24 protein-coding genes are annotated in these 20,865 nt (G+C 66.6%); 9 read left to right on the top strand and 15 right to left on the bottom strand.

Going from position 1 to position 20,865, the window contains the following annotated elements; genetic code table 11:
* Positions 1-686 (top strand): DUF2993 domain-containing protein (locus A5758_RS07830; protein ID WP_067738623.1); only part of this gene is annotated, 686 nt, incomplete at its 5' end.
* Positions 687-693: 7 nt separating this feature from the next.
* On the opposite strand, the gene deoC is transcribed toward A5758_RS07830, so the two are convergent.
* The 6 genes from deoC to A5758_RS07800 all read right to left on the bottom strand — a co-directional run bounded on the left by deoC (position 694) and on the right by A5758_RS07800 (position 4,842).
* Positions 694-1,371 (bottom strand): deoxyribose-phosphate aldolase, encoded by a 678-nt coding sequence (gene deoC / locus A5758_RS07825; RefSeq protein ID WP_156622538.1) that lies wholly within the window; start codon positions 1,369-1,371, stop codon positions 694-696.
* Positions 1,371-1,784 carry a DUF2599 domain-containing protein gene (locus A5758_RS07820; protein WP_067738620.1) on the bottom strand — a complete coding sequence of 138 codons (414 nt, stop codon included), beginning with the start codon at positions 1,782-1,784 and terminating at the stop codon, positions 1,371-1,373. Before A5758_RS07820 ends, deoC begins: the two co-directional genes overlap by 1 nt.
* A 4-nt stretch (positions 1,785-1,788) precedes the next feature.
* Complete coding sequence (locus A5758_RS07815; protein ID WP_067201955.1) at positions 1,789-2,076, bottom strand: DUF2516 family protein; 288 nt, start codon at positions 2,074-2,076, stop codon at positions 1,789-1,791.
* A gap of 78 nt (positions 2,077-2,154) precedes the next feature.
* Positions 2,155-2,760: a heparin-binding hemagglutinin gene (locus A5758_RS07810; RefSeq protein WP_067738617.1), complete on the bottom strand. Its 606-nt coding sequence runs from the start codon at positions 2,758-2,760 to the stop codon at positions 2,155-2,157.
* Between the two features lie 187 nt (positions 2,761-2,947).
* The gene (locus tag A5758_RS07805) at positions 2,948-3,376 is read right to left on the bottom strand and encodes a helix-turn-helix domain-containing protein (protein ID WP_067201961.1); all 429 of its coding nucleotides are present in this window, start codon (positions 3,374-3,376) and stop codon (positions 2,948-2,950) included.
* 83 nt (positions 3,377-3,459) lie between these two features.
* Positions 3,460-4,842 (bottom strand): DUF445 domain-containing protein, encoded by a 1,383-nt coding sequence (locus tag A5758_RS07800; RefSeq protein ID WP_156622537.1) that lies wholly within the window; start codon positions 4,840-4,842, stop codon positions 3,460-3,462.
* A 146-nt stretch (positions 4,843-4,988) separates the two neighbouring features.
* Between A5758_RS07800 and A5758_RS07795 the strand changes: the two genes are divergently transcribed.
* Together A5758_RS07795 and pcaA are read left to right on the top strand one after the other, a co-directional pair.
* Positions 4,989-5,696: a TetR/AcrR family transcriptional regulator gene (locus tag A5758_RS07795; RefSeq protein WP_369816406.1), complete on the top strand. Its 708-nt coding sequence runs from the start codon at positions 4,989-4,991 to the stop codon at positions 5,694-5,696.
* 194 nt (positions 5,697-5,890) lie between these two features.
* Positions 5,891-6,757, top strand: a complete 867-nt coding sequence (gene pcaA, locus A5758_RS07790) for a cyclopropane mycolic acid synthase PcaA (protein WP_067738609.1) — start codon at positions 5,891-5,893, stop codon at positions 6,755-6,757.
* Positions 6,758-6,776: 19 nt separating this feature from the next.
* Here pcaA and A5758_RS07785 read toward each other — a convergent pair whose 3' ends face one another.
* From A5758_RS07785 to A5758_RS07775, 3 genes are all read right to left on the bottom strand, one after another.
* A complete protein-coding gene (locus A5758_RS07785) occupies positions 6,777-7,640 on the bottom strand; it encodes a 3-hydroxybutyryl-CoA dehydrogenase (protein WP_156622536.1) in 864 nt (287 codons plus the stop codon).
* 266 nt (positions 7,641-7,906) lie between these two features.
* Positions 7,907-9,193 (bottom strand): isocitrate lyase, encoded by a 1,287-nt coding sequence (gene aceA / locus A5758_RS07780; RefSeq protein ID WP_067201973.1) that lies wholly within the window; start codon positions 9,191-9,193, stop codon positions 7,907-7,909.
* A gap of 269 nt (positions 9,194-9,462) precedes the next feature.
* On the bottom strand, positions 9,463-10,257 hold the full coding sequence (locus A5758_RS07775; protein WP_067738603.1) for an acyl-[acyl-carrier-protein] thioesterase: 795 nt from the start codon (positions 10,255-10,257) through the stop codon (positions 9,463-9,465).
* Positions 10,258-10,415: 158 nt separating this feature from the next.
* Between A5758_RS07775 and ramB the strand changes: the two genes are divergently transcribed.
* Positions 10,416-11,840 (top strand): acetate metabolism transcriptional regulator RamB, encoded by a 1,425-nt coding sequence (gene ramB, locus A5758_RS07770; RefSeq protein WP_067738600.1) that lies wholly within the window; start codon positions 10,416-10,418, stop codon positions 11,838-11,840.
* Positions 11,837-12,397 (top strand): carboxymuconolactone decarboxylase family protein, encoded by a 561-nt coding sequence (locus A5758_RS07765; protein WP_067738598.1) that lies wholly within the window; start codon positions 11,837-11,839, stop codon positions 12,395-12,397. The genes ramB and A5758_RS07765 overlap by 4 nt, the downstream gene beginning before the upstream one ends.
* A gap of 11 nt (positions 12,398-12,408) precedes the next feature.
* Here A5758_RS07765 and A5758_RS07760 read toward each other — a convergent pair whose 3' ends face one another.
* From A5758_RS07760 to A5758_RS07735, 6 genes are read right to left on the bottom strand one after another with little or no spacing between them, the layout of a single operon-like run.
* Positions 12,409-12,681, bottom strand: coding sequence for a hypothetical protein (locus A5758_RS07760; RefSeq protein WP_066952153.1), 273 nt, complete (start codon positions 12,679-12,681; stop codon positions 12,409-12,411).
* 6 nt (positions 12,682-12,687) lie between these two features.
* Positions 12,688-14,082 (bottom strand): dihydrolipoyl dehydrogenase, encoded by a 1,395-nt coding sequence (gene lpdA, locus A5758_RS07755; RefSeq protein ID WP_067738595.1) that lies wholly within the window; start codon positions 14,080-14,082, stop codon positions 12,688-12,690.
* Between the two features lie 33 nt (positions 14,083-14,115).
* Positions 14,116-14,685: a hypothetical protein gene (locus tag A5758_RS07750; protein WP_067738592.1), complete on the bottom strand. Its 570-nt coding sequence runs from the start codon at positions 14,683-14,685 to the stop codon at positions 14,116-14,118.
* On the bottom strand, positions 14,678-14,956 hold the full coding sequence (locus A5758_RS07745; protein ID WP_156622535.1) for a putative holin: 279 nt from the start codon (positions 14,954-14,956) through the stop codon (positions 14,678-14,680). The genes A5758_RS07750 and A5758_RS07745 overlap by 8 nt, the downstream gene beginning before the upstream one ends.
* 19 nt (positions 14,957-14,975) lie before the next feature.
* Positions 14,976-15,458 (bottom strand): DUF779 domain-containing protein, encoded by a 483-nt coding sequence (locus tag A5758_RS07740; protein WP_067201996.1) that lies wholly within the window; start codon positions 15,456-15,458, stop codon positions 14,976-14,978.
* Complete coding sequence (locus tag A5758_RS07735) at positions 15,458-16,981, bottom strand: aldehyde dehydrogenase family protein (RefSeq protein ID WP_067738590.1); 1,524 nt, start codon at positions 16,979-16,981, stop codon at positions 15,458-15,460. The genes A5758_RS07740 and A5758_RS07735 overlap by 1 nt, the downstream gene beginning before the upstream one ends.
* Positions 16,982-17,046: 65 nt before the next feature.
* On the opposite strand from A5758_RS07735, the gene A5758_RS07730 reads away from it, so the two are divergent.
* The 4 genes from A5758_RS07730 to A5758_RS07715 are packed head-to-tail and all read left to right on the top strand — an operon-like array spanning position 17,047 to position 20,827.
* Positions 17,047-19,080 carry a prolyl oligopeptidase family protein gene (locus A5758_RS07730; RefSeq protein WP_067738635.1) on the top strand — a complete coding sequence of 678 codons (2,034 nt, stop codon included), beginning with the start codon at positions 17,047-17,049 and terminating at the stop codon, positions 19,078-19,080.
* A gap of 10 nt (positions 19,081-19,090) precedes the next feature.
* A complete protein-coding gene (locus A5758_RS07725) occupies positions 19,091-19,402 on the top strand; it encodes a hypothetical protein (RefSeq protein ID WP_067738587.1) in 312 nt (103 codons plus the stop codon).
* Positions 19,403-19,409: 7 nt separating this feature from the next.
* On the top strand, positions 19,410-20,327 hold the full coding sequence (locus A5758_RS07720) for a crotonase/enoyl-CoA hydratase family protein (RefSeq protein ID WP_067738582.1): 918 nt from the start codon (positions 19,410-19,412) through the stop codon (positions 20,325-20,327).
* A gap of 53 nt (positions 20,328-20,380) precedes the next feature.
* Positions 20,381-20,827 carry a DUF5078 domain-containing protein gene (locus A5758_RS07715; protein WP_067738580.1) on the top strand — a complete coding sequence of 149 codons (447 nt, stop codon included), beginning with the start codon at positions 20,381-20,383 and terminating at the stop codon, positions 20,825-20,827.
* Positions 20,828-20,865: the final 38 nt, after the last annotated feature.

Here is a 20,865-nt window from a genome sequence, read left to right as displayed (position 1 = left end):
AGATGTGTATAAGAGACAGGGTCGGGGGCGAGCTGTACGTCCGTCACGTCGCCAACAGCAAGGTCGCCGAGGCGGTGGCGTGCGAGGTCAAGGACCAGGCCACCGCGTCGTTCGGGGTGGCGCCGCTGATGCTGTGGCAGCAGCTCACCAAGCACTACACCAACATCTCGGTGTCGACCGCGGGCAACCAGGTGCGTGACGCCAAGGGCATGAAGATCGACATCAACATCCGCGACGTCCAACTCAGGGACACGCAGGACTCCAAGGGCACCATCGGGTCGCTCGACGCGACCGTCACCTGGACGTCCGACGGCATCAAGGAATCCGTCCAGAACGCGATTCCGGTGCTGGGCCCATTCGTCACCAACACGGTGACCACGCACCCCAACGACGGCACGATCGAGCTGAAGGGCATGTTGGACAACCTGACCACCAAGCCGGTGGTGTCGGGCACCGGCCTGCAGCTGCAGATCGTCAGCTTCAACGCGCTCGGCTTCACGATGCCGAAGGAGTCGGTGCAGTCGACCCTGGACGACTTCACCTCGCAGTTCACCAAGAACTACCCGCTGGGCATTCACGCGGACAGCGTTCAGGTCACCTCGAGCGGTGTGACGAGCCACTTCTCGACGCGGAACGCGAGCATCCCCACCGGCAACAACAACGACCCCTGCTTCGCCAACCTCTGACGGCAGCTCAGTCGAGCCCGTCGAGCACCGCCCGCGTGCCGGACAGGCCGAGCCGGGTGGCACCGGCGTCCAGCATCGCCAGCGCGGCGGTGGCGTCGCGGATGCCGCCGCTGGCCTTGACGCCCAACCTGCCGCCGACGGTCTGGCTCATCAGGGCGACCGCGCGCACCGAGGCGCCGCCGGCGGGGTGAAACCCGGTCGAGGTCTTGACGTAGTCGGCGCCGGCGTCCTCGGCAGCGCGACACACCTGCACCAGCCCGCGCTCGTCCGGTCCCGATAACAGCACCGCCGACTCCACGATCACCTTGAGCACGGCGCCGGGGACGGCGGCGCGCACGGCCGCGATATCGGCCCGCACCGCCTCGATGTCTCCGGCCAGCGCGGCGCCGATGTCGATGACCATGTCGACCTCGGTGGCGCCGGACGCCACGGCCTGTTCGGCCTCGTGGGCCTTGACCGCCGAAATGTGCTTGCCCGACGGGAAGCCCGCTACGCTCGCCACCGCGACGCCCCCTTCAGCTCGCACCGCGGCAGGAACCATCGACGGCGAGACGCACACGGCGTAGACGCCCAATTCGGCGGCCTCGGCGACCAGGGCGGCCACGTCCGCCTCGGTAGCTTCGGGTTTGAGCAGGGTGTGGTCGACCATGGCCGCCAGCAGAGCCCGGGTGGGTTTGCTCGCCACTAGAACCTTTCCTCGGGTCCGCCCGGATTGCATCCGGACGCGACCATGTCGCTGTCGTCGACGACCGGGCGCCACGGCTCCAGGTTCCAGCTGCTCTTGCCGGGCTCGGCCAGTTCGGCGAACTGCCAATGACAGATGAACTGCGCACGCATCCCGGCGGTGTCAACGTCCGGCGACAGCGCCAGCACCTCGGCCCACGCCTCGTCGGCGAGGGCCGCGTTGCCGGACTGCATGGCGGCCAACCGCCCCGACGGAGTCGGGAAAACCCGCAGACTGCTCAAGCCGTGCCACTGCGCCCACTCGGTGTGGTCGATGAACGGCGGGGACATCGTGGCCGGGTCCGCTGCGGCGGCGCCCGCTGGGCCCCACAGCGCGACGAGCACCGCGGCGGGCGCCGTCAGCAGGGCCTTCATCCCGCTAGCGCGACTTACCTTGGACTTCAAGAAGTTTCGGCCGCACGTCGACCAGATACACGCCCGCCGCGCACGCGGCGATCGCCATCCCGAGTACCCCGAAAACAAAACTCAGGATGGATGTCAGGGCGACAGCCAGACCGAGGATCACCAGCCACACCGGCTTGGTCAGCTTGTCGGCGGCGGTGTAAGCGTCGGGCCGCTGAAGTGCTGCGTGCACGAACGCGTATACCGCCGTTACCAAAACGGCGATCTGCAAGACCAACATGACGGTACCCACGAGGTGGCTCACGCCTTAAGCGTATGCGGGCACCGTCCAAAACGTCGACTCAGAGTGGCCCGAAGGACAACTCCGAGTCGACGTCTTGACTTACTTCTGGGTGACCTTCTTGGCGGACACCTTCTTGGCGGGAGCCTTCTTGGCCGGGGCCTTCTTGGCGGGCGCCTTCTTGGCGACAGCCTTCTGAGCCTTCTTGGCAGTCTCGTCGGACTTCTTAGGCAGCTCGATGCCGACCAGCTTGGCCGCGCGCTCGCCGACCGCGCGGGTCTGCGATGCGACGGTACCCAGCGCCTCCTGCGTCAGCTCGACGGCCTGGTCCACGTAGCCCTCGGCGCGCGCGGAGGCGTCGTCGATGCCCGTCTGGCTGCGCAGGCGCTGCAGGGCGGCCTCGCCCCGCTCGACCAGCTCGTTGTAGCGGTTGGTCGCCGCGTCCAGGTAGCCCTCGGCAGCCTTACGCAGTTCCTCGCTGGTGAACCGCTCGCGCAGCTCGTCCAGCTGCTCGGGCAGGTCCTCCTGCAGCCGGGTCAGCCGGGCACGGCTCTCCTCCACCCGGGTGCGGGTGTCGGCGCGAGTCTCCTCGGCGCGCTCACGCAGGCTCGCGATCAAGTCATTGACAGTGGCCAGGGCCAGGTCGGCCGCGCCCAGGGCCGCGAGCAGGGGTGCCCGCAAATCTTCGATGTTCGAATTGTCCGCCATGGTTATTCCTTTCATGGTTTTCCGTTATTGGCGTTCTTGGGTGTTGGTTGTGAAAGCTAAGGCGAGCGTCTCCTTCTCCGTGGCGACCGCCGGATTCACGCTCCTGGGTAACCCGTGCGGTCGGTGGTTGATACATCACCACCCACTAGCGTGACGCGGAAGTCCCGACGGCCGGAAGGGCCATTGATCACTCGTCGCCATTGGGTTCGGTGGAACACTCCTCGTCGCTTGATTCGATTGATTCGTTTTGTTGGGTGAACGATGCGTAGACGTCGAGCAGAACCTGCTTCTGGCGCTCGGTAATCGCGGTATCGGTGATGATGGCGTCGCGCACTTGACTTTTGTCGCTGGGCTCGAGGATCCCGGCCCGCACATAAAGGACCTCGGCGGAAACTCGCAGCGCCTTCGCGATTTGATTGAGCACATCGGCGGACGGCTTACGCAATCCACGCTCCACCTGGCTCAGATACGGATTGCTGACCCCGGATCTCTCGGCGAGTTGGCGCACCGAGACCTGCGCGAGTTCGCGCTGGCTGCGGATAAAGCTACCGATGTCCGAGGCCATGTCGGAGGCGGCGTTGGACACCTTGGCGGAGAGCTTCTCCTCGGGTGCCATGGCGTGCTCCTGGTCGGCTGATCGATGTTGACGGCCACCAGATTACTACAAGTGCTTGCTTTTGCAAGCACTTGTTAGCACTACTAGAAAAATAGTTGGGCGACGGCGTAGATCACCAGACCGGCCAGGGAGCCGACCACGGTTCCGTTGATCCGGATGAACTGCAGATCACGGCCCACGTGCAGCTCGATGCGCCGGCTGGCCTCCTCGGCGTCCCAGCGCTCGATGGTGTCGGTGATGATGGCGGTGATCTCCACGCCGTACTGCGAAACCAGGTGCTGGGCCGCCCGCACGATCCAGTTGTCCACCTTGTCGCGCAGGTCGGCGTCGTCGCGCAGCGATTCCCCGATGCGTACGACGGTGTCGGTGATGCGGGTGCGCAGCGTGCTGGAGGGGTCGTCCACGCCCTCAAGCACCAGGCGCTTCAGCGTCTTCCAGGCCGTGGCGGCGGCGTTGGCGATCTCGTCGCGCGCCATCAGCTGCTCCTTGATCGCATCGGCGCGCGCGATGGTGTCCGCGTCGTTTTGCAGGTCGTCGGCGAATTCGAACAGAAAGCGCGTCGCCGACCGGCGCAGCTCGTGGTCGGGACTGCGCCGCACCTTGTCGGTGAAGTCCATCAGCTCGCGGTGGATGCGGTCGCCGACCAGATGGTCGATGAAGCGTGGCGACCACGTCGGGGAGTCACGCTCGACCACCCGCTGGATCACCTCGCCGGCGTTCAGCGACCACTGGAAGGCCCGATCGGCCAGCAACTGAATCAGCGCCTCCTGCCGGTTCTCGGCCAGCAGCGTCGCCAACACCCGCCCGACCGGCGGCCCCCACTGCGGTTCGGCGATGCGGCGCACGATCATCCGGTCGATCACCTGCTGGACGTCGTCGTCGCGCATTAGCTCCACCAGCACCCGCAGCACCGTGGCCGTCTCGCTGGCGACGCGTTCGGCGTGTGCGGCCTCCGACAGCCATTTGCCGAGCCGTCCGGGCACCTCGGCGTCCCGCAGCTTCGTCTCCACCACCGGCGGCGACAGGAAGTTCTCCCGCACGAAGGTTCCCAGCCCCTCGCCAAGCTGATCCTTCTTGCGCTTGATGATCGCGGTGTGCGGGATGGGGATACCAAGCGGATGCCTGAACAGCGCCGTCACCGCGAACCAGTCGGCCAGCGCGCCCACCATTCCCGCCTCCGCGGCGGCACCGACGTAGCCGACCCAGGCACCCAGGTGGGCGTGGGCCTGGGCCCACCGGCAGGCGAGGAACAGGCCGGTGGCGCCGATCAGGAAGCCCAGCGCCACCGCCTTCATCCGGCGCAGCGCCACCCGGCGCTCCGCATCGGCCTGCGGATCGGCACCCGCGAACGATTCGGCCAACGACGCGTGCGGTCGCCCGGTTCCGGTCGAAGGTGTCATCGAGTCCGGCCCCGCCGCTCGCGGGCCCGGCGCTGCGCCTCGAGGCGAGGCTCTGTGTACCACCACTCCATCATTCATCGTCCCGGCCGATTGGTGTGACGGCACTGCTCGGGAGGCCCGTGGCGGGGTGCGGCCAAAGCCCGGAACAGGGCCGCACACCGTAGTATCGAGTGCGTCTAGTGAATGGGAAATCGGCGACAGTGACAGAGCAAATGTTGGCTGTGACGGCCAAGACGGACGGTCGCAAGCGGCGCTGGCATCAACACAAGGTGGAGCGCCGCAACGAGTTGGTCGACGGGACCATCGACGCGATCCGGCGGCGCGGCGGCACGTTGAGCATGGACGAGATCGCCGCGGAGATCGGCGTCTCCAAGACGGTGTTGTATCGCTACTTCGTCGACAAGAACGACCTGACGACCGCCGTCATGATGCGGTTCACCCAAACCACCCTGATTCCAAATATGGCGTCGGCGCTGACATCCAATCTCGACGGCTTCGACCTGACCCGGGAGGTCATCCGGGTGTACGTCGAAACCGTCGCCAACGAACCCGAGCCGTATCGCTTCGTGATGTCCAACAGCTCTGCCAGCAAGAGCAAGGTGATCGCCGACTCCGAGCGGATCATCGCCCGCATGCTGGCGGTGCTGATGCGCCGCCGCATGCAACAGGCGGGGATGGACACCCGCGGCGCGGAACCGTGGGCCTACCTGATCGTCGGTGGCGTGCAGCTGGCGACGCACTCCTGGATGTCGGATCCGCGGATGAGTCGCGACGAGTTGATCGACTACCTGACGATGCTGAGCTGGAACGCGCTGAAGGGCATCGTCGAGGTGGGCGGATCGCTGGATAAGTTCCGCGAAGAGCCCCATCCGTCGCCCATCGTGCCGCCCCGCGGGCGTGACGATGAGGAACCGCTTTAGGCGCCTTCCGGACCCGGCGCGGCCGGCCGTCTTGGTTCAATTCCAACCGTCCCGTGTGACGCTTATGACTCGCTCGGCCGGACGACTCGCATAGCCGCAGCGACTAGCATGCAGGGATGCATGGGGGGTGACGCGAGGGTGCGTCGCGCTGGTCAGCGGCCCCTGGCTCCGCATAACGAAAGGCTCTACTCGACATGTCCGTGCAGCTCACGCCGCATTTCGGAAACGTGCAAGCCCACTACGACCTGTCCGATGACTTCTTCCGGCTGTTCCTGGACCCCACCCAGACGTACAGCTGCGCCTACTTCGAGCGTGACGACATGACCCTGGAAGAGGCGCAGCTCGCCAAGATCGACCTGGCGCTGGGCAAGCTGAGGCTCGAGCCGGGGATGACGTTGCTGGACATCGGCTGCGGCTGGGGCGCCACGATGCGGCGGGCGATCGAGAAGTACGACGTCAACGTCGTGGGCCTGACGTTGTCGGAGAACCAGGCCAAGCACGTGCAAGCCATGTTCGACGACCTCGACACCCCCCGCACCCGGCGGGTCCTGCTGGAGGGGTGGGAGAAGTTTCACGAGCCCGTCGACCGCATCGTCTCCATCGGCGCCTTCGAGCACTTCGGCCGCCAGCGCTACGGCCGCTTCTTCAAGATGGCGTATCAGGCGCTGCCGTCCGACGGAGCGATGTTGCTGCACACCATCGTTCGCCCGTCCTTCAAGGACGCCCGGGCGCGGGGCATGACACTGACCCACGAGATCGTGCACTTCTCGCAGTTCATCCTGACCGAGATATTCCCGGGGGGCTGGCTGCCGACACCGCAGACCGTCGGAGAGTACGCGGTCACCGCCGGCTTCGAACTGACCCGGGTCCACTCGCTGCAGCTGCACTACGCGAGAACCCTGGAGACGTGGGCGGCCGCACTGGCGGCCAATCGCGAGGAGGCCATCGCCATCCAGTCCAGAGAGGTCTACGACCGGTATATGAAGTACCTGACCGGCTGCGCGAAGCTGTTCCGCCAGGGCTACACCGACGTCGACCAGTTCACCCTGGAGAAGAAGTAGCCCATAGTCGGCTCAGCCGTCAGTACGTGTAGAAGCCCCGGCCGGTCTTCTTGCCGAGCCGGCCCGCCTCCACCATGCGCAGCAACAGCGGCGGCGGCCCGTACTGCGGTTCCTTGAATTCCTCGAACATCTTGTCCGCGATCAGTTTCAGGGTGTCCAGGCCCACCAGGTCGGACAGCCGCAGCGGGCCCATCGGGTGCGACAGCCCGGCGACAACCGCTTTGTCGACGTCCTCGATGGTGGCAAAGCCGGCCTCCACCATGCGAATTGCCGACAACAGATAGGGAACCAGCAGCGCGTTCACGACAAAGCCGGACCGGTCGGAGCAACGCACCACCTGCTTACCCAGGACCGCGCTCGCGAACTCCTCGGTGCGCGCGGCGGCGGCTTCGTCGGTGACCAACGTGCTGACCAACTCGACCAATGGCAGCACCGGCACGGGGTTGAAGAAGTGCAGGCCCAGCACTCGCTGCGGGTTCTTGGTGGCCGCGGCGATCTTCATGATCGGGATGCTGGACGTATTGGATGCCAGCACCGCGTCGGGATCGCTGATGGCGCGGTCGAGTTCGGCGAAGATGTCCGCCTTGACGGCCTCGTCCTCGATGATCGCCTCGATGACCAGCTGGCGGTCGGCGAGGTCCTTCAGATCGGTGGTGAAGGTGAGCTTGCTCAGCGCGCGGTCACGCTCCCGCTCGGTGACCTTGCCCGCGCTGACACCGCGCTCCAGCGACTTGACGATGCGGTTGCGTCCGGCCGTGATCAGGGCCTCGGTGGTTTCGAACACCGTCACGTCGACACCGGCGCGGACCGAGACTTCGGCGATGCCGGATCCCATCTGGCCGGCCCCGACAACCCCTACCCGTTGAATCGCTGCGTCGCTCACTGTCATCTCTTTCGGTTTCGTATCGTCTTGCACCGCAATAGGCCCCGCCCAGGATCGCTGGGCGGGGCCAATGCTACTTCACGGTGAACAGGGGCAGATTCGCACAATCTGGATCGCAGCCGCGCTGATCCGCTCTGCTCCCCAGAGGATTCAGTGACTCCAAGCCATCGGTTTCACTTCGTCCTCGCGGGCCAAGGCCCGCTCGTCCTCAGTGACTCCAAGCCATCGGTTTCACTTCGTCCTCGCGGGCCAAGGCCCGCTCGTCCTCAGTGAAACTGACCCTCTTCGGTGGAGCCGGTCAGCGCTGTGGTCGACGAGGTGGGGTCAACCGTGGTGGCGATGCGGTCGAAGTAACCGGCACCGACCTCGCGCTGGTGCTTGGTCGCGGTGTAACCGCGCTCCTCGGCGGCGAACTCGCGCTCCTGCAGCTCCACGTACGCGCTCATCTGGTTGCGGGCGTAGCCGTAGGCCAGATCGAACATCGAGTAGTTCAGCGCGTGGAAGCCGGCCAGCGTGATGAACTGGAACTTGAATCCCATTGCGGCAAGCTCCTTTTGGAACTTCGCGATGGTGGCGTCATCCAGGTGCTTCTTCCAGTTGAACGACGGCGAGCAGTTGTAGGCCAGCATCTGGTCGGGGAACTCGGACTTGACGCCCTCGGCGAACTTGGCGGCCAGGTCGAGGTCCGGCGTGCCGGTCTCCATCCAGATCAGGTCGGCGTACGGCGCGTAGGCCTTGGCCCGGGCGATGCAGGGCTCCAGGCCATTTTGCACCCGGTAGAAGCCTTCCTTGGTCCGCTCACCGGTGATGAACGGCTGGTCACGCTCGTCGACGTCCGACGTGATCAGGGTCGCTGCCTCGGCATCGGTCCGGGCGATGACCACGGTCGGCACGTCGCAGACGTCGGCCGCCAGGCGGGCCGAGGTCAGCGTCCGGATGTGCTGCTGGGTCGGGATGAGCACCTTGCCGCCGAGGTGACCGCACTTCTTCTCCGACGCGAGCTGGTCCTCCCAGTGCGAGCCGGCGACACCCGCCGCGATCATCGCCTTCTGCAGCTCGTAGACGTTCAGCGCACCGCCGAAGCCCGCCTCACCGTCGGCCACGATCGGGGCCAGCCAGTTCTCCACCGAGGTGTCGCCCTCGACCCGGGCGATCTCGTCGGCGCGCAGCAGCGCGTTGTTGATGCGACGCACCACCTGCGGCACCGAGTTGGCCGGGTACAGGCTCTGGTCGGGGTAGGTGTGGCCGGACAGGTTGGCGTCACCGGCGACCTGCCAACCCGACAGGTAGATCGCCTTCAGGCCGGCGCGGACCTGTTGGACGGCCATGTTGCCGGTCAGGGCGCCGAGCGCGTTGATCCACTCCAGGTCGTGCAGCTGCTCCCACAGCACCTCGGCGCCGCGGCGAGCCAGTGTGTGCTCCTCGACCACGGTGCCCTGCAGGGCGACGACGTCCTCGGCGCTGTAGGTGCGGGCGACACCCTTCCAACGCGGGTTGGTGTCCCAGTCCTTCTGGATCTGTTCCGGGCTCTTGGGGGTGCCAACGACAGACATTGGGCATGCTCCTTAACGAATCTTCACTACTGGGTGGATGAAACGCTTCACCGGCGGCAGCTAGAGGCTCAACTTCGCTGGTGTGCTAACTCGAAGATGGCACAGCTATTGACGCAGGTCCAGCCGTTTCATTTGCCAATTTCGGCAACGACTCGGCCCCGATTAGCAAATCTTGCGAAGATGAACGGGAACTTAACCGTTTCAGAAACTACCGGTCAGTAACTCAATATCCGCAGGTCAGCGGCAATTTAGCGGGACGCTTGTCCGGTTTAGCGGTTGAAGAGCGCGGCGACCGCTTTGGTCTCGTCGCCGACCGCATATGTGAGCGTTGTAACAGGGCGGTCGACCAGTCCGGGACCGAACTGGTCGGTCGAACCGGCCGGATGGATGTGCGAGATGGTTTCCAGCTTGTCGCCCAGCGCCACCGGCGCCTCGTGCTCGATCGTGATGCGTAGCGGCCGCGCCATCAGTGCCAGGTGCGACGCCAGGTAGTCCTCGACGACGCTCCAGTACACGGAGTTGTTCATGTGGTCGAACAGGTCGATGTCGGTGACGCGGACGGGAAACTCGTGGATCTCCTGCGCGTCATCGCGACTGCCCGGCTTCAGGTAACCCTTCCACCGCAGGCGGTCAACGGAGGTGGTCTTGTGCAAGCCCGCCAGGAAGTCGTCGGAGATGCGCGACGGCATCTGGGTTTCCCGGTTGATGTTGATCCAGAAGGCCTCGGACTCGATCAGTCCGCCCTTGCGCCCGTCGACGCGAACCCGCATCTCGCACCACCGGTTCGAGGTGCCCGAACACCACCGGCGACAGCGCAGCATGTCCTGGAATTCGATCGGACGGATCAGGTCGAGCATCGTGCGGCGAACGATCCACAGCGGGTGGGTTTCCTCGAAACCCATCTCGCGCAGCTGGTCCTGGCCGATGTCCTGGATGTGCCGGCACGCCGCGTCCAGCCGCAGCCGGCCCGTGCGGTCGATGTCGGCCACCCGCAGCGGCCATTCGCGATCGAACACATCGGGGTGGCCGTCGGGAACCGGCATCATTTCTTTGTCCAGGCTCACGGCTGTGGTCCCCGTTTCCTCGTGGGCACCCCAGGCTAACCCTGGGACCTCCGTTGCGAATCATGCCAACGCCCCGGGTCAAAAACCAATCGCGACGCGACCCGAGCCGCTGCGAACTCTGCCAACTTCCGCTTAGCAACCCCGGTACCCTGGGTGAAGTGTCCAAGACCTTCGTCGGCTCCCGGGTCCGTCAGCTGCGCCACGAGCGCGGCTTCTCCCAAGCCGCCCTGGCCCAGATGCTGGAGATCTCCCCGAGCTACCTGAACCAGATCGAGCACGACGTGCGTCCCCTGACGGTGGCGGTGCTGCTGCGGATCACCGAGGTGTTCGGCGTGGATGCGACGTTCTTCGCCTCGCAGGACGACACCCGGCTGGTCGCCGAGCTGCGCGAGGTGACCATGGACCGCGACCTGGACATCGACGTCGATCCGACCGAGGTGGCCGAGATGGTCAGCGCCCACCCCACCCTGGCCCGCGCGGTGGTCAACCTGCACCGGCGCTACCGGATCACCACGGCGCAGCTCGCCGCCGCGACCGAGGAGCGGTTCTCCGACGGCAGCGGCAGCGGCTCGATCACCATGCCGCACGAGGAGGTGCGCGACTACTTCTACCAACGCCAGAACTATCTGCACGAGCTGGACACCGCAGCCGAAGATCTCACGATCCAGATGCGGATGCACCACGGCGACCTGGCCCGCGAGCTCAACCGCCGGCTGACCGAGGTGCACGGCGTGCACATCAACAGGCGGATCGATCTCGGCGACAGCGTGTTGCACCGGTACGACCCTGGGACCAAGACGCTGGAGATCAGCAACCACCTCTCGCTCGGTCAGCAGGTGTTCAAGATGGCCGCCGAATTGGCCTACCTCGAGTACGGCGATCTCATCGATCACCTGGTGGAGGAGGGCAAATTCACCAGCGACGAGTCGCACACGCTGGCCCGGCTGGGGTTGGCCAACTACTTTGCCGCCGCCGCGGTGCTTCCCTACCGCCAATTCCACGACGTCTCGGAGAATTTCCGCTACGACGTCGAGCGGTTGTCCTCCTTCTACTCGGTGAGCTACGAGACGATCGCGCACCGGCTTTCGACGCTGCAACGGCCGTCGATGCGCGGCGTACCGTTCTCGTTCGTCCGCGTCGACCGTGCCGGCAACATGTCAAAACGCCAGTCCGCCACCGGGTTTCACTTCTCGTCCAGCGGCGGGACCTGCCCGCTGTGGAACGTGTACGAAACGTTCGCCAACCCGGGCAAGATCCTGGTCCAGATCGCCCAGATGCCCGACGGCCGCAACTACATGTGGGTGGCCCGGACCGTGGAGCGGCGGGCCGCCCGGTATGGTCAGCCGGGTAAAACCTTCGCGATCGGGCTGGGCTGCGAGCTGCGCCATGCGCACCGGCTCGTCTACTCGGAAGGACTCGACGTCTCGGGAGATTCAGGAACAGTGGCCACACCGATCGGCGCGGGCTGCCGGGTCTGCGAACGCGACAACTGCCCGCAGCGGGCGTTCCCGGCCTTGGGGCGCGCCCTGGATCTCGACGAGCACCGCAGCACGGTCTCCCCGTACCTGGTGAAGCAACCGTGACCGGCGCTCCGAACGGCCGCATCCCGTCGGGGCGGTTCCGCGAACTAGGCCCGGTCAACTGGGTTCTCGCGAAGCTGGCCGCGCGCACGGTCCGGGCGCCCGAGATGCATCTGTTCACCACGCTGGGTCAGCACCGCCTGCTGTTTTTGGCGTGGAGCATTTACAGCGGCCGCGTGCTGCGGGGCCGGCTGCCGGCGATCGATACCGAGCTGGTGATCCTGCGGGTCGCGCATGTACGCGGTTGCGAATACGAACTGCAGCACCATCGCCGGATGGCCGCCAAGCAGGGGCTCGACGCCGAACTGCAGGCCGCCATCTTCGCGTGGCCCGAGCGGCTGGACCGCGTCGAGGCGCGACTGACCGTGCGGCAGCAGGCACTGCTGACGGCCACCGACGAGTTCGTCCAGGACCGCACCATCACCGACGCCACGTGGCAGCAGCTCGCGGAGCACCTGGACCGGCGTCAGCTGATCGAATTCTGCTTGCTGGCAAGCCAATACGACGGCCTGGCCGCGACGATGGCGGCCCTGGACATCCCGCTGGACAACCCGCGCTAGACCCGCGCCCGTCAGAGGTAGACGCTGGCGAGCACGGCCAGCGTCAGCAGCAGCGGCGGCACGGAGAGCCCGAACCCGAACCCCGACCAGGCGTATTTCCTGCGCCTGCGCAGCAATGACGCCCACATCGTGGCGCAGACCGCCAGCGCAAGCGACAGCAGCAACACCGTCGGGGCCCACTGCCCCACCGCCGCGTTGTCGTCGGCGATCGAAAAGGCCGCCAACCACAGGACATAACCCGCGGCGAGGCCGCCGATGGCCCCCAGAACGATGTCGCTGCGCATGTGGCCTTAGAAGTTGATCATGTGGCCGACCAGGCCGTGGAAGCACTCCTGCAGCGCCTCCGACAGGGTCGGATGGGTGTGCACGTTGCGCGCCAGCTCGTTGGCGGTCAGGTCCCACTTCTGCGCCAGCGTCAGCTCGGGCAGCAGCTCGGACACGTCGTGGCCGATCAGGTGCCCGCCGAGCAGCTCGAGATGCTTCGCGTCGGCGACCAGCTTGACGAAGCCGCTGGGGTCGCCCAGACCGTGCGCCTTGCCGTTGGCCGTGAAGGGGAACTTGGCCACCACGACGTCGTGCCCTTCGTCGCGCGCCTGCTGCTCGGTCAGCCCGAAGCTGGCCACCTGGGGTTGGCAGAACGTGGCCCGCGGCAACATCCGGTAGTCGCCCAGCGCCAAAGTCTCTGCGCCGGCGATGGTTTCGGCCGCCACCACGCCCATGGCCTCGGCGACGTGGGCGAGCATCAGCTTCCCGGTGACGTCACCGATGGCGTAGATGTGCGGAACGCTGGTGATCATGTAGTCGTTGATCCCGATGGCCTTGCGGTCGGTCAGCGCGACCCCGGTCTTCTCCAGGCCAAAGCCCTCGACATTGGGTGCAAAACCGATGGCCTGCAACACTTTCACGGCCTTGAGCTCCTGCGCGCTACCGTCCTTGCTGACCACGACGGTAACCTCGGTGCCGTTGTCGGAGATCGACTCGACCTTGGTCCCGGTGAGGATCTTGATGCCCAGCTTCTTGAACTGCTTCTCGATCTCCTTGGAGACGTCGGCGTCCTCGTTGGGCAGCGCGCGCGGCAGGAACTCCACGATGGTCACGTCCACGCCGTAGTTCTGCATGACGTAGCCGAACTCCATGCCGATCGCGCCGGCGCCGGCGATGACGATCGACTCGGGCAGCTCGCGGGAGAGGATCTGTTCCTCGTAGGTCACCACGTTGGCCGACAGCGACGTCCCCGGCACCAGCCGGGTGCTGCTGCCGGTGGCGATGATGGCGTTGTCGAACGTAACGGTCTCGGTCCCGCCGTCGTTGAGGTCGACGGACAACGTGTTGGCGTCGGTGAATCTGCCGTACCCGTTGATCTCGGTGATCTTGTTCTTCTTCATCAGGAAGTGCACGCCCGCGACCCGGCCTTCGGCCACCTTGCGGCTGCGATCGAAGGCGGCGCCGTAATCGAACGTCGCCTCGCCGTTCATCCCGAAAGTCTTGGCTTCTTTGGTGAAGATCTGCACCAGCTCGGCGTTGCGCAGCAACGCCTTGGACGGAATGCAGCCGACGTTGAGGCAGACTCCGCCCCAGTACTTCGGTTCCACGACTGCGGTGTTCAGGCCGAGCTGTGCGGCGCGAATGGCTGCGACATATCCGCCGGGACCGGCCCCGAGGACGACGACGTCAAAATGGGTCACGGCCCCTACCCTAGTGGCCGCCCGGGCGGGGCGTTAATACGGAATGAGGCCGAGCAGGCAGGGGCCCACCCGCGCGCAGTGGTAATAGCCGTGCAGGGGCGCCGCGGCGGCCAGCGAGGCGAACGGCCCCGACATCACCGCCAGCGACAGCGCCGAGACCAGCGGCTTGCCCTCGACCATCGCGAGCAGCACGCCACCGACGGCGCACGCCACGACGTACACCAGGACCGCGAAGAGCGCCGCGGTCTGGTCGATCGAGTGATACCACCAATAGAACAGGCCGAACCCGACGACGCCCGCCACACACCACACGCCGAGGATCACCAGCAGCAGCTTCCACCACTTCAGGTAGAGGTAGCGCCCGGGAACGGTGACGGGCTGCACCGGCGCGACAGCGGATTCGGCGTCGGCGGCCTGTTCGGACGCGGCGGGCTCTGAGGCCTCCGGTTCGTCCTTCGCGGCGGCGGGCTGCTCGCCGGCGTCCTCGGAGTCGTCCGAGAAGTCCGGCACCCACGATTGGGTGCCGGTGTCCTCGCCGGAATCGGAGAAGTCGGGCACCCAGGACTGGGTGCCCGGGCTCGACGGGGTGTCGTCGTCAGCCATGGGAGGTCACCTGGAGGGCGACGAGCACACCGAACCAGCCCGGCGCCACCGCCAGGATGAACGCGCCGAGCATCGTCACCCACCGACGTCCGGAAAAGAGGATCGTCAGCAGCCCGGCCACGCTGGGGATCCCGGCCACCGCGGCGATGGCGAAGGCCGGGCGGAGGCTCGGATGGACGGCCACGGCGAATCCCACCCCCGCCAGTAACCCGACCGCGGCGCCGATCAGCATGGCGCCGGCCAACAACCGCGGACGCGGGAGGGGGATCACGATTTCGACATTACTGCGGTCACCGACCGGGAGGACACGTTCGGAATGCCGCGTCAGTCACCACCTGACCGCGCGCGCAAGGGCGTTCGCCACGTTCGTAGTCGGCGCCGGTGATGACCCGGGCGTCCCGCAACCCGGCCTGTTCGTCGTCGCTGAAGACGCGGCCACGGGACAGGAACCGCACCCCTTCGGGCGCCTCCAGGCTGAACCCGCCGCCCCGGCCCGGGACCACGTCGATGACGAGCTGGGTGTGCTTCCAGGTCTGATACTGCGGGCCCGAGATCCACACCGGCACCCCGTCCGTTCCGACGTCGAGCACCCCCAGCAACACGTCGCGGTCGCCGACGAGGAAGTCCCCGAGTGGGTAGCACATCGGCGACGACCCGTCGCAGCAGCCACCGGACTGGTGGAACATCACCGGACCGTGCCGGTCCTGCAGTCGCTCCAACAGTTCGGCGGCGTCCGCGGTGATGACGACACCCGCTGGAGGGCCCGGGACCATCAGAAGAAGCCCTGCGCCTTATCGGAGTAGGACACCATCAGGTTCTTGGTCTGCTGGTAGTGGTCCAGCATCATCTTGTGGTTCTCGCGGCCGATGCCCGATTGCTTGTAGCCGCCGAACGCGGCGTGGGCGGGATACACGTGGTAGCAGTTGACCCACACCCGACCGGCCTGGATGTCACGCCCGGCCCGGTAGGCGGTGTTGCCGTCGCGGCTCCACACCCCGGCGCCCAGACCGTAGAGGGTGTCGTTTGCGATCGAGATCGCGTCGTCGTAGTCGGAGAACGACGTCACCGCCACTACGGGGCCGAAGATCTCCTCCTGGAAGATCCGCATCTTGTTGTTGCCGGCGAAGATCGTCGGCTGCATGTAGTAACCGCCGGACAGGTCGCCGCCCAGCTCGGCGCGCTCCCCGCCGGTGATGACCTTGGCGCCCTCGTCCTTGCCGATCTCGATGTAGGACAACACCTTTTCCAGCTGGTCGTTGGATGCCTGCGAACCCAGCATCGTCTCGGTGTCCAGCGGATCGCCCTGCCGCACCGCCTTGGTCCGGATGGCGGCCAGCTCCAGGAACTCGTCGTAGATGTCGGACTGGACCAGGCTGCGCGACGGGCAGGTGCAGACCTCGCCCTGGTTGAGGGCGAACATGGTGAAGCCCTCGAGCGCCTTGTCCTGGAAGTCGTCACCCTTGGCCATCACGTCGGAGAAGAAGATGTTGGGGCTCTTGCCGCCGAGCTCCAGCGTGACCGGGATCAGGTTCTGCGACGCGTACTGCATGATCAGCCGTCCGGTGGTGGTCTCCCCGGTGAACGCGATCTTGGCGATCCGATTGCTCGACGCCAGCGGCTTGCCCGCCTCGGCGCCGAACCCGTTGACGACGTTGACCACGCCCGCCGGCAGCAGATCACCGATCAGCGACATCAGGTAGAGCACCGAAACCGGAGTCTGCTCGGCGGGTTTGAGCACCACCGCGTTGCCGGCCGCCAGCGCGGGCGCCAGCTTCCAGGTGGCCATCAGGATCGGGAAGTTCCACGGAATGATCTGCCCGACCACGCCGAGCGGCTCGTGGAAGTGGTAGGCGACGGTGTCCTCGTCGATCTGGGACAGCGAGCCCTCCTGCGCGCGGATCGCCCCGGCGAAGTAGCGGAAATGGTCGACCGCCAGCGTGATGTCGGCGCCCAGCGCCTCACGGATCGGCTTGCCGTTGTCCCACACTTCGGCCACCGCCAGCGCGGCCTTGTTCTCCTCGATCCGGTCGGCGATCTTGTTCAGGATCGTCGCGCGTTCGGCCGGTGGGGTCTTGCCCCACGCCCCCGCCGCCCCGTGGGCCGCGTCGAGCGCCTTCTCGACATCGGCCTCGTCGGACCGGGCCACCTCGCAGAACGGCTGGCCGGTCACCGGTGTCGGGTTCTCGAAATAGCGCCCCTGCGCTGGCCGGACCCATTCGCCCCCGATGAAGTTGTCGTAGCGGGCTTCATACGACATCAACGCCCCAGCGGAACCTGGACGTGCGAAAACGGTCATCTGCTCGGCTCCTCGCTCGCCTGTGTAATACACCTCACACTACCGCCGGAGCCACAATGGCGGTCATGACATCGCAAGCCCCCCCGGCCCCCGACGACGACCGTGACCCCTACCTGTGGCTCGAGGAAGTCACCGGCGACGAGGCGCTGGATTGGGTGCGGGCGCGCAACGAACCGACACTGGCGACCTTCCGCGACGCGGAGTTCGAGCGAATGCGCACCGAGGCGCTCGAGGTCCTCGACACCGACGCCCGCATCCCGTACGTGGTCCGCCGCGGCGAGTACCTCTACAACTTCTGGCGCGACGCCGACAACCCGCGCGGGCTGTGGCGGCGCACCACGCTGGAGAGCTATCGGACCGAGGCCCCCGAGTGGGACGTGCTGATCGATGTCGACGAGTTGGGCCGGGCCGACGACGAGAAGTGGGTGTGGGCCGGCGCCGGCGTCATCGAACCGGAGTACACGCGCGCCCTGGTCGCGCTGTCCAGGGGCGGCTCGGACGCCTCCATCGTGCGCGAATTCGACATGGCCACACGCGAATTCGTCGCCGACGGATTCGCGCTGCCGGAGGCCAAGTCGCAACTGGCCTGGGCGGATCCCGACACCGTCCTGGTGGGCACGGACTTCGGCGCCGACTCCCTCACCGACTCGGGCTACCCGCGGGTGATCAAGCGGTGGCGACGGGGCACCCCACTCACCGACGCGGAGACCGTGTTCGAGGGCGCCCGCACCGACGTCCGCGTGTCCGCCTCGGTGGACCGCACCCCCGGCTTCGAGCGCACCCTGCTGGGGCGGGCACTCGACTTCTGGAACGAAGAGGTCTACGAACTGCGCGGCCCCGAGCTGATCCGGATCGACGCGCCCACCGACGCCAGCTTGTCGATACACCGGGAGTGGCTGCTGATCGAGCTGCGCACCGATTGGTTCTACGGCGCTCAGAGCTATCCCGCCGGTTCCCTGCTGGCGGCCAACTATGACGAATTCCTCTCGGGCACAGCAGAATTGAGTGTGGTGTTCGAGCCCGACGAGCACACCGGGCTGAACCACTACGCGTGGACGCGCGACCGCCTGCTGATGGTCACCCTCGCCGACGTGGCCAGCCGGGTGGAGATCGTCACGCCGGGCACCTGGCGACGCGAGCCGGTCGCCGGCATCCCCGACGCGACCAACACCGTCGTCGTCGCCGCCGACGACACCGGCGACGAGTTCTTCCTCGACTCCAGTGGATTCGTCACCCCGTCGCGGCTCATGCGCGGCACCGGCGCCGGCCCGCTCGACCAGACCAAGTCCGCGCCGGCCTTCTTCGACGCCGGCAACATGGCCGTCGCCCAGCATTTTGTGGCGTCGCAGGACGGCACGCCGATCCCGTACTTCGTGGTGCGGCCCGCCGATCCGCGGGGCCCGGGGCCGACCATGCTGTACGGCTACGGCGGCTTCGAATCCGCCAACACCCCCACCTACAGCGGCGTGCTCGGCCGGTTGTGGCTGGCCCGCGGCGGCACCTACGTGCTGGCCAACATCCGCGGCGGCGGGGAGTACGGGCCCGGCTGGCACACCCAGGCCATGCGCGAGGACCGGCACAAGGTGGCCGAGGACTTCGCCGCGGTGGCAACCGATTTGGTGAATCGCGGCATCACCACCGTCGACCAGCTCGGTGCGCAGGGCGGCAGCAACGGCGGCCTGCTGATGGGCATCATGCTGACCCAGTACCCCGACAGGTTCGGCGCGCTGGTCTGCAGCGTGCCGCTGCTGGACATGAAGCGTTACCACCTGCTGCTCGCGGGCGCCTCGTGGATGGCCGAGTACGGCGACCCCGACAACCCGGACGACTGGGCGTTCATCTCCGAATACTCGCCCTACCAGAACATCTCGGCCACGCGCCATTACCCGCCGGTGCTGATGACCACGTCCACCCGCGACGATCGCGTGCATCCGGGCCACGCCCGCAAGATGACGGCCGCGCTGGAGGCGGCGGGGCACCGGGTCTACTACTACGAGAACATCGAGGGCGGCCACGCCGGGGCGGCCGACAACCAACAGGTCGCGTTCAAGTCGGCGCTGACCTACTCGTTCCTGTGGCGGATGCTGGCCAGGTCATAAGATCGTCGGCGTGTCAGCGACCCAACGCATCGAACTCACGCTGCTCGCGACCGGATTGATCTTCGTCCTGGTCTCGGCGGCGCAGGCACGCTACCGCTTCATCGGTGACCGCCGCGCCGGCCGGCGGTTCTACTGGGCGACCGCGATCATCGGCACCGTCTGCTTCGGGGCCGGCACGGGCAGGCTCTGGCCCAACGCCGTCTGCGTGGCGGTGATCTTCTCCGGCCTCGTCGTCTTGTCGGCCTACCTGACGACGCCGTATCTGAAGATCGGCGACAGGATCTACGCGTCGTTACCGGAAAACCGTCAGCCCGACCCGTAAGGAAGCCATGCCGACCAGCGACTTCGAGACGCTCCTGTACACGACGGCCGGCCCGGTGGCCACCATCACGCTGAACCGTCCGGAGCAGCTCAACACGATCGTGCCGCCCATGCCCGACGAGATCGAGGCGGCCGTCGGGCTGGCGGAGCGCGACCCGGCCGTCAAGGTCATCGTGCTGCGCGGCGCAGGCCGGGCGTTCTCCGGCGGCTACGACTTCGGCGGCGGCTTCGTGCACTGGGGCGAGTCGATGATGACCGACGGCAAGTGGGATCCCGGCAAGGATTTCGCGATGGTCACCTCCCGCGAGACCGGGCCGACGCAGAAGTTCATGGCCATCTGGCGGGCATCCAAGCCGGTCATCGCCCAGGTGCATGGCTGGTGCGTGGGCGGGGCCAGCGACTACGCGCTGTGCGCGGACCTGGTCATCGCCAGCAACGACGCGGTGATCGGCACCCCGTACAGCAGGATGTGGGGCGCATACCTGAGCGGGATGTGGCTCTACCGGCTCAGCTTCGCCAAGGCCAAGTGGCATTCGCTGACCGGGCGGCCGCTGACCGGCGTGCAGGCGGCCGAGGTCGAGCTGATCAACGAGGCGGTGCCGTTCGAGCGCCTCGAGGCCCGGGTCGCCGAGATCGCCGCCGAGCTGGCCCGGATTCCGCTGTCGCAGCTGCAGGCGCAGAAGCTGATCGTCAACCAGGCCTACGAGAACATGGGGTTGGCGTCCACCCAGACGCTCGGCGGCATCCTCGACGGCCTGATGCGCAACACCCCCGACGCCCTGGACTTCATCAAGACCGCCGAAACCCAGGGCGTTCGGGCCGCGGTCGAGCGCCGCGACGGTCCCTTCGGCGACTACAGCCAGGCCCCGCCGGAGCTGCGGCCCGACCCCACGCACGTCATCGTGCCTGATCGCGGCCAATGCTGAGATGAACTAGGAACTTGTCCGCCGCCGCCCAAAAAGTGTTACCGTTAACAACTATGTCCCGGCTGAGTTCTGGCCTGCGTGCAGGCGTCGCTGTGTTCGCTTTGGGTATCGCCGCTACGGCGTTCCCGAAAACCGCCGTGGCCGATTCCACGGAGGACTTCCCGATTCCGCGCAGGATGATCAACACCACCTGCGACGCCGAGCAGATCATGGCGGCCACCCGCGACACCAGCCCGGTGTACTACCAGCGATACATGATCGACTTCAACAACCACCCGAACGTCCAGCAGGCGACGATCGACAAGGTCCACTGGTTCTACTCGTTGTCGCCGGAGGACCGCCGGACGTATTCCGAGAACTTCTACAACAACGACCCGCTGTGGTACGCGTGGCCCAACCACATGAAGCTCTTCTTCAACAACAAGGGCGTCGTCGCCAAGGCGACCGACGTGTGCGCCCAGTACCCGCCCGGCGACATGTCGGTGTGGAACTGGGCCTGAGCGCCTAAAGAAATCCGCGCGTCCCCGAGGAAGGGGCG

The sequence above is a fragment of the Mycobacterium sp. 852014-50255_SCH5639931 genome (assembly GCF_001665605.1).
Taxonomy (GTDB): Bacteria; Actinomycetota; Actinomycetes; order Mycobacteriales; family Mycobacteriaceae; genus Mycobacterium; species Mycobacterium paraffinicum.
This window is presented reverse-complemented; position numbering and strand designations above follow the sequence as displayed.

Coding starts and splice junctions, on each gene's coding strand:
- A5758_RS07760 (WP_066952153.1), bottom strand. CDS start 12,681: ATGCGCAGCGACATCGTTCTGGGGGCCATCGGCGGCCTCGCCGCGGGT.
- A5758_RS07740 (WP_067201996.1), bottom strand. CDS start 15,458: ATGGTCCCGGGCCCTCCAGCGGGTGTCGTCATCACCGCGGACGCCGCC.
- A5758_RS07810 (WP_067738617.1), bottom strand. CDS start 2,760: ATGGCGGACAATTCGAACATCGAAGATTTGCGGGCACCCCTGCTCGCG.
- A5758_RS07720 (WP_067738582.1), top strand. CDS start 19,410: ATGCCGACCAGCGACTTCGAGACGCTCCTGTACACGACGGCCGGCCCG.
- A5758_RS07805 (WP_067201961.1), bottom strand. CDS start 3,376: ATGGCACCCGAGGAGAAGCTCTCCGCCAAGGTGTCCAACGCCGCCTCC.
- A5758_RS07795 (WP_369816406.1), top strand. CDS start 4,989: ATGTTGGCTGTGACGGCCAAGACGGACGGTCGCAAGCGGCGCTGGCAT.
- aceA (WP_067201973.1), bottom strand. CDS start 9,193: ATGTCTGTCGTTGGCACCCCCAAGAGCCCGGAACAGATCCAGAAGGAC.
- A5758_RS07750 (WP_067738592.1), bottom strand. CDS start 14,685: ATGGCTGACGACGACACCCCGTCGAGCCCGGGCACCCAGTCCTGGGTG.
- pcaA (WP_067738609.1), top strand. CDS start 5,891: ATGTCCGTGCAGCTCACGCCGCATTTCGGAAACGTGCAAGCCCACTAC.
- A5758_RS07820 (WP_067738620.1), bottom strand. CDS start 1,784: ATGAAGGCCCTGCTGACGGCGCCCGCCGCGGTGCTCGTCGCGCTGTGG.
- A5758_RS07730 (WP_067738635.1), top strand. CDS start 17,047: ATGACATCGCAAGCCCCCCCGGCCCCCGACGACGACCGTGACCCCTAC.
- A5758_RS07735 (WP_067738590.1), bottom strand. CDS start 16,981: ATGACCGTTTTCGCACGTCCAGGTTCCGCTGGGGCGTTGATGTCGTAT.
- A5758_RS07715 (WP_067738580.1), top strand. CDS start 20,381: ATGTCCCGGCTGAGTTCTGGCCTGCGTGCAGGCGTCGCTGTGTTCGCT.